This is a genomic window from Acinetobacter sp. YH01006, assembly GCF_013420445.1.
GTDB classification, from domain to species: domain Bacteria; phylum Pseudomonadota; class Gammaproteobacteria; order Pseudomonadales; family Moraxellaceae; genus Acinetobacter; species Acinetobacter pseudolwoffii.
On the sequence record NZ_VOYB01000043.1, the window covers coordinates 1 to 6,956 of the forward strand.

Here is a 6,956-nt window from a genome sequence, read left to right on the forward strand (position 1 = left end):
GTACACAGTGCACTGGGTTATGTATCGCCTTTTGAGTTTGAAGCAATGTACTATGATAAGATTAACCCGTTAGGTCAGGTGGCCTAACTTAAATAAAAAAGTCTCCGACAAACCCGGTACGGTTCAAGAAGCAATACAGCAAGGTGTTGAGCTCTCTTCTTACTTGCTGCCTTTAAAAGGTCTACCATTCAGACAAGGTTTTCCTACTCATCAAATGGGACTCCCAGGTCCAGTCTATGACGCTTTACCAGATGGTTGGGGCATGATGTTGATGGATCGATATTTCAAAAAAATTGGCTTAAATTCAGCACGAATTGGACCTTTGGAGCGTCTGACCTATATTAGTAGTCACGCAATGGGTGCCCTCTCCTTTGAACCTTGTGTTGCTGACATGCAAACCTCAGAAAATATCCCTTTACAACAACTGGCCCAGGAAGTTCAAGAAGTACTCAAAGGTGAAGGTGGTGAATTTCTACAGCATTTATTGGTCATGGGTGGCTCCCCTCAAGGTGCCAGACCAAAAGCGTTGGTTTACCGAGATCCTGTCAATTTAGAGTTTTCGACTCAAGATTCTGATCAACATGAAGCCTGGCTGATTAAGTTTCCTGCTCAGCAAGAGCATCCTGAAGTCTGCGCCATTGAAGCCGTCTATGCAGAATGTTTGCGACTTTGTGCAATTGAGACTCCAGATACCCATTTCTTTAATTTGCCCAATGGTTTAACGGCTTTTGCTTCTAAACGATTCGATCGTCAAAATGGTATGCGGATTCCAATGCAGAGTTTGGCTGCATATACAGGAGCAGACTATAAAGTTCCAGGTAGCCTAGACTATCGCAATTTTCTCCGGGCAACCTTGATGTGTACGCAAGATGTACGAGAAAGATTGCATGCTTTTAAACGTGCTGTGTTTAATGTGCTTTTCAATAATCGGGATGACCATACTAAGAACTTTTCATTTCTCATGGAGAAAAATGGTCAATGGAAATTGGCTCCAGCCTATGATGTGACCTTCTGCGAGGGTCCAGGTGGTTATCATCAAATGGACATTATGGGAGAAGCGCTCAATATTTCCCGAAATGACATACATAAACTCGGTACTTCAGAAGCTAATCTGACTACTCTAGAAGTCGATGAGATCATCTTGACCATGCGTGAAATTGCACTTCAATTTAGTCAAATTGCGCAGCGCCTGTATCCCCATCAAATTCGAGAATCTACCCTACAGATGATTCAATCACGGATTCAACAGAATATTGATTTTTTAACTGAAACCTAAGCGTAAATATAAACTAAGCGCCAACCATCAACTGCAAATAGACTTTGATATAGTTAGTCGCTACATAATCTGTAGAACCTGTGAATTAGCTCTCTTTATAATCACGAATATTAGATGGATCACCGCTAAGATATATTCTGCAAACGTGAAATCACTACATCCAGATCGAAAATCACTAAGAAAAAACTGTCACCAAAAAAAGGTCTGCACTATGGATAGATGCAGACCAAACTCTGGATAACTACCAGCACGAGAAATATGTCGCAATTTTGCATAGACATGAATTTGATAAAATCAGCCCAGAAAGCCAGAAATTCATAAAAACTATTTCATCAATCCCCTATAACTTAATCACGTTCATGGTCGATCTTAAATCTTGTGAAAAGTACTCATGCTGACCTAGCCAAACTGTAAAACTCATGTATTCATAGCCTTTAAATGAATCTTTCAATCGGTATATTTAAGGTAAAAACTAGTAATCAGAAGTTATTATCACCCCCATATAAAACAAGGATCAACTTAAAAACAATAACTTAGTAAATTATTCTTCCATTTTTTTTATATTTAGTGTTATTACGAAACTACAGCTAGTTTGTGTTAGCTATTTTGTACACTAATCAAATAATTTTCAGTGGCAGAACACACCAAAGAAATTAGAAAATATTATATGAATTAATATATTGTTAGATAAAGTTAGGAGATGGACTTTTATTATTTATTTTTCTTACGTTCAGCCTTGCGCTGTTCACTCAATTTTTGATGCTCCTCTTCACTCAATTTAACCTTAGTTTGGTTAAATGGTTTACCCAGTGTTAAGTTATATTTTTCAGCACCTAAAACACGTTTTGCTTCTTTCAGAATTACATCACGAATAAAATCATTCAAAGACTCACCAACGAATCCGGCTGCTTCTTTTAGAACTTTCTCTTCCTCATAATACAAAGGTACAGATGCTAAACGTCCGTGCTCTTTACGAAAGCGTTTCTTCACATCTTGGGTGTGTGGAGTGAGAATAATCTTGTACATTAAATTACGTGTGTATTCGACTTCTTGACCATTAGCATCATCTACAGTCGCTTCAGGATTCTCTAAAATTTCCTCAAGATCATCACCAAAACCTAAAGATGGTTTACTCTTATTTTTAACCATTATAGGATCTCCACCAAGAAATCATTAAATTCATCTCTAGCCTTAGAGCTACCCATTTCCATTACAGACAAGCCTTGAATCGTTGCATCACGGAATTGTTTACGATCACGGATAATGGTGTTTAATAACTTGAATTTAGGAAGTGTTCCTAGCAGTTCGATTGAATCTGCAACTTCAGTAGATCTTGTATTTGATGGAGCTTTATTAACAACCAGATATGGTTGAAGCTTTTCATTGACCTTGTGATAGGTATTAAATAATTTCAATACAAATGGAAGGACTTCAACATCGGCTTGGCTTGGTTGTGTTGGAACAATTAACTTATCACTGACTTGAAGAGCAGATCTAAATTCTTCACTGTCACGCCCAGCTACGTCTAATAAAACATAGTCATATTTCTTTTGAAGATCTAAAAGGATCTTCTTTAAATCACCAGTATGGTATTCAGTATAAACAGGATTTTGAGTTCTACGCTTAGACCATTTAAGAGCTGACTGTTGATCATCAGCATCAACTAGGACTATAGACCCCTTCTTACTCAAGGCTACAGCAAGGTTTGTAGCCAGTGTTGTCTTACCTACTCCACCTTTACGATTGGCAATGGTAATTATCATTTCTTCTTCTACCTAAATAGATGTAACAATAGCTCTATTGTATAAAGGATTAATATAAGTCTACAAGAATAATATTTGTTTATTTTGTAACAGGTTATAGATGTGATGTGCCGCATTAAACTGGGGGTGATACAGATTCTAAAGCACTAAACTATACGGGTTGATATCTTTTTATATATCTGGTTTTAATATTAATTTATGGTACGTTTCAAACTGTAAGCATCCGGTGAACCACCGCTTTTTCTAGCTATTCAATACCGTCCATAGTTTCCATTATTAAAAGTGCTGCATTTGCCCCCAGTAAAAGAAGAACTGAACCGCCGCCAGCAATCAAGAGACTGTTGCTCACATTAGGATTCTACTGCAGCAGATGCTCTAGATAGCTTAGTCTTTTGAATATCAAATATTACTCTAGTATAATTAAATGATCTGTATTGATGAAATCAAGCGTTCTCCAGCCCATGGACATGCATGCGGATATGGATACTGCAATGGCATAGGTGATGAGAGCCTTTGGCTACATCAAACCACATTGCGCTTATCTATTCTGTAATAAGCATGGCCATCGCATGAAAGTCCTGGTGGTCTGGCTTTGTGCCAGACGATTGGAATAGGACAAGTTCCATTGAGCTTTATCCACCAGAGTGAAACTGTAGCACTCAGCCTAGAAAATTACAGGGCTGATCCAGGGTAAACCCTGACAGCGTATTGGACTGCAGCAGGTGATGAATATGCTTTCTATAGAGGAAATCTTAACAATGTCATGACTTAATTGAACTAAATCTACAATCTCTTGGATGTTCATTTAATAGCTGTATTGTTAGAGGTATTAAATGATGTAAAAACTTGTATTTAGTTATTCTAATTACAACATTTTAACTATTTTAAAAGCAGGCTTTGTATTTAATCTAGTATCTTTAACTTTATACCATTTTTCAATATCAGTAGCTTTTGCTTTGTCAGGTATATTAAGTTCATTATAAACATCTTGAATACGAACTTTTATATCTGAACGAAGAATAACTTCATCCTTTTTCAAATTAAGTAAAGTCGGAATTTCAGTTGCATTATCCTTCTGTGCATCTTGAATCTTTAATGCTCTTTCAATTGGTAACTTTCTATATTCAAATTTTCTAATCGTGTCGTGCGTCAAAACATCATAAGCAGTTTTGAAATAGTCATCCTTTGCATCAACCAATTTATAAATTTTAGAATTATCTGCATCTCTTGCTTCACAATATTCTTTCATCGTTTCATAAAAGCACTGGCTATGACCTGATAAAAATTTAGCTACACCTTCAGGTTTATGAGCGAATGCTTTATGTTTTGTTTCATCAGTCAGTAAAGCTCTAAATGAGGCAGAATATCCATCTTCATTAACTTCAGCACCTGCAACAACACGTACCACATAAGTTGCTTCTAGTGCTTCGTATGCCTGTAATTCAGCTTTCAATGCAACGTCTGAAACATACAGTTCACCTTTTTCATCTTTGAATGTGTACTTGTCATCTTCAGCAGCTTTTCTTAATTGTTCACGTCCTGCATCTGACATTTTACCTTCTTTGATATCATTCAAAACGTCTTCGCTGTCTTGGATACGTTTCTGAACTTCCTGCATCCATTCTTCTTTTGTACAACTTGCAGCTTCAGGTAGATTTCCAACTAATAGATTAATGTGTTCATTATATTTTGTGTTTCGAATACGACCACAAATTTGAGGTACAAGTACATGGAAATCTACTTTTGTAGCATCACGGAGTCCATTAATGATGATGTAGGTTTGTCCTTCTTCATCGAAGATGTCTGCACCTTCAAAAGCAGTTGAAGTATACAGATTGATCTTTGCAGGGGCTGAAGTGATGTCACTGATCTTTGCCCATTTCAAGCCAAGCTTACTATTAAATGTTTTTTGGTTTGAATTTGATTTTGAACATACAACTCTAATATCGTCAGGATTAAACAGATTCTTACCTGTTTCCTTATCAACTAAGGCTTTCAACTTACTTAGGATAGATGCAATTTCTGTCACTGAGTTATAGAAGATATGAGCATTGCCTTCAATTGTTCCCATCAAATAATCATAGCACAATCCAAACAAAGCATTGTTTACACCTACGCCATGTTCAATTTTTTGAAGGTTAAATTTAACCGGTCTAACATCACCCCACTCGATTGTACATAGTGGTAAATGTTCGAGTGCTGAAGGAAAATATTCACGTTTTGTTGGTGTCGCTGTTAAGAAAACGTACGAACCAAACTTGTTATAGTTTTGAAGTACATATTCACAAGTAGCTGCTTTGAAACTACCTAAATTCACAAGTGTATGTGCTTCATCAATCAGTAATTTAAATGCTTTTGGATTGAAGCCTGGTGTTGTTAGGAGTTTTGGTAATGAGTCAAAAGTACAAACAATTTTTCTAGAACTTGAAGTGTCTTTTAAATATTCTGTTATTTCTTCTCTCTCGGTATCACCATACACGCCAATTAAATCAACAATTCCTTGGTTGTCTGCTAATTTGGATTTAAGTAGGTTAATGTAAGGAACGAGAACTACATAATTTTTTGCATTACGGATAACTAATGTTGTACCACCACAACCTGTAATTTGTTTATTTACATAACAGTTGTCTGGAAAATCCTTAATTAGATTTGAAAGTTTTTCGGAGCTATCACTAGCTATAATTGTTATTGTATTTGCTTGAGCATCTTGCTCTATTTTTACTGCATTATTTATTACTAAATCTTGTAAATTCATTTATCGGATTACCTAAATAGGTCTTAATTTTTAGTGTCATTTATATGTTGTCAGGATATGAAGTAGTGAGGGATAATCCTCTATCCTATGTGATTAACAGTATCAAAATTATAAATCAATGTCAACACTTTATTTCACACAAGTCCATTGTTTACTCTTTTTAAGTATTTGATTGATAATATTTCAATATAAAAAAGTGTAAAATCAAACCATACACTTTTTTAAGCATACCCCCCTTATCTAAGATAGAAAAGTGTAAGGGTTTCTCTTGGACATAGCATTTTGTCTTGAGATCAACTAACGCACTCTGTTACTCTCATTCTATAGTAAACTGGTTCAGTCGTTTGTTTGCTCAAACTATTACTCGGTATATCAAAATGCTAGCGCATTTAGCTATACGCTCGCAAAGTTTCGAGCTAATAAGATTTGATTGATTAGATAATTATTTTACACTTTTTTTAGAAATGAAAATTAAATATACATTTACTATAAAAACAATTGTTTACAAGAAATACTTTACACTTTTTTTCCCACAGCCCTTTATATTATACAATAAATTGTGTAAGAGCTTAGGCAGTTATCAACAGTTATAAATTCAAAGAGTTCTTTTAAAATAGTAAAACATAGTCCTAAGACAAAAGCTTGTCTTGAGTTAGATATAAATATAATAGTAATCAATTAGTTAAAAATTTTTATCTTAAAAGAAGAATTATAAAAATTAATTAACATTCCTTCTAAAGCTCTGACGAGCCTTAGAACTCATTAACCATCTATAAAACTCTACCCTTTCTCATTTATATTCATGTTCTAAGGAACATAAAAAATCATTTATTAATTTTGTAGAAATAGAGGTAACAGTTTAAAAACATGTCTTTATTCTATTGGACTGAATAGCCACCAAAATTCTAGACACATATATCCATCTTGATCCTCTCTCGCTTTAACAACTGAAAGAAACTCTCGGTAACAGCATTATAATGGCAGTTTCCACGCCGACTCATACTGCTTTCAAGATTATGATGCTTGAGAAATGTCTGAACCGTACCGGGTTTGTCGGAGACTTTTTTATTTAAGTTAGGCCACCTGACCTAACGGGTTAATCTTATCATAGTACATTGCTTCAAACTCAAAAGGCGATACATAACCCAGTGCACTGTGTACA

3 protein-coding genes and 2 pseudogenes are annotated in these 6,956 nt (G+C 35.4%); 1 reads left to right on the forward strand and 4 read right to left on the reverse strand.

Annotation, left to right across the window (positions count from 1 at the left end):
- Positions 1-127 precede the first annotated feature (127 nt).
- Positions 128-1,276, forward strand: a pseudogene (locus tag FTT73_RS15540) (type II toxin-antitoxin system HipA family toxin); the annotation flags it as partial.
- A 711-nt stretch (positions 1,277-1,987) separates the two neighbouring features.
- On the opposite strand, the gene FTT73_RS15545 reads toward FTT73_RS15540, so the two are convergent.
- From FTT73_RS15545 to FTT73_RS16625, 4 genes and pseudogenes are all read right to left on the reverse strand, one after another.
- The gene (locus FTT73_RS15545) at positions 1,988-2,425 is read right to left on the reverse strand and encodes a hypothetical protein (RefSeq protein WP_100355857.1); all 438 of its coding nucleotides are present in this window, start codon (positions 2,423-2,425) and stop codon (positions 1,988-1,990) included.
- A complete protein-coding gene (locus tag FTT73_RS15550) occupies positions 2,425-3,039 on the reverse strand; it encodes an AAA family ATPase (RefSeq protein ID WP_100355858.1) in 615 nt (204 codons plus the stop codon). The genes FTT73_RS15545 and FTT73_RS15550 overlap by 1 nt, the downstream gene beginning before the upstream one ends.
- 865 nt (positions 3,040-3,904) lie before the next feature.
- On the reverse strand, positions 3,905-5,794 hold the full coding sequence (locus tag FTT73_RS15555; RefSeq protein ID WP_100355859.1) for a DEAD/DEAH box helicase family protein: 1,890 nt from the start codon (positions 5,792-5,794) through the stop codon (positions 3,905-3,907).
- Between the two features lie 914 nt (positions 5,795-6,708).
- Positions 6,709-6,831: pseudogene (locus FTT73_RS16625) on the reverse strand (IS3 family transposase); the annotation flags it as partial.
- Positions 6,832-6,956 lie beyond the last annotated feature (125 nt).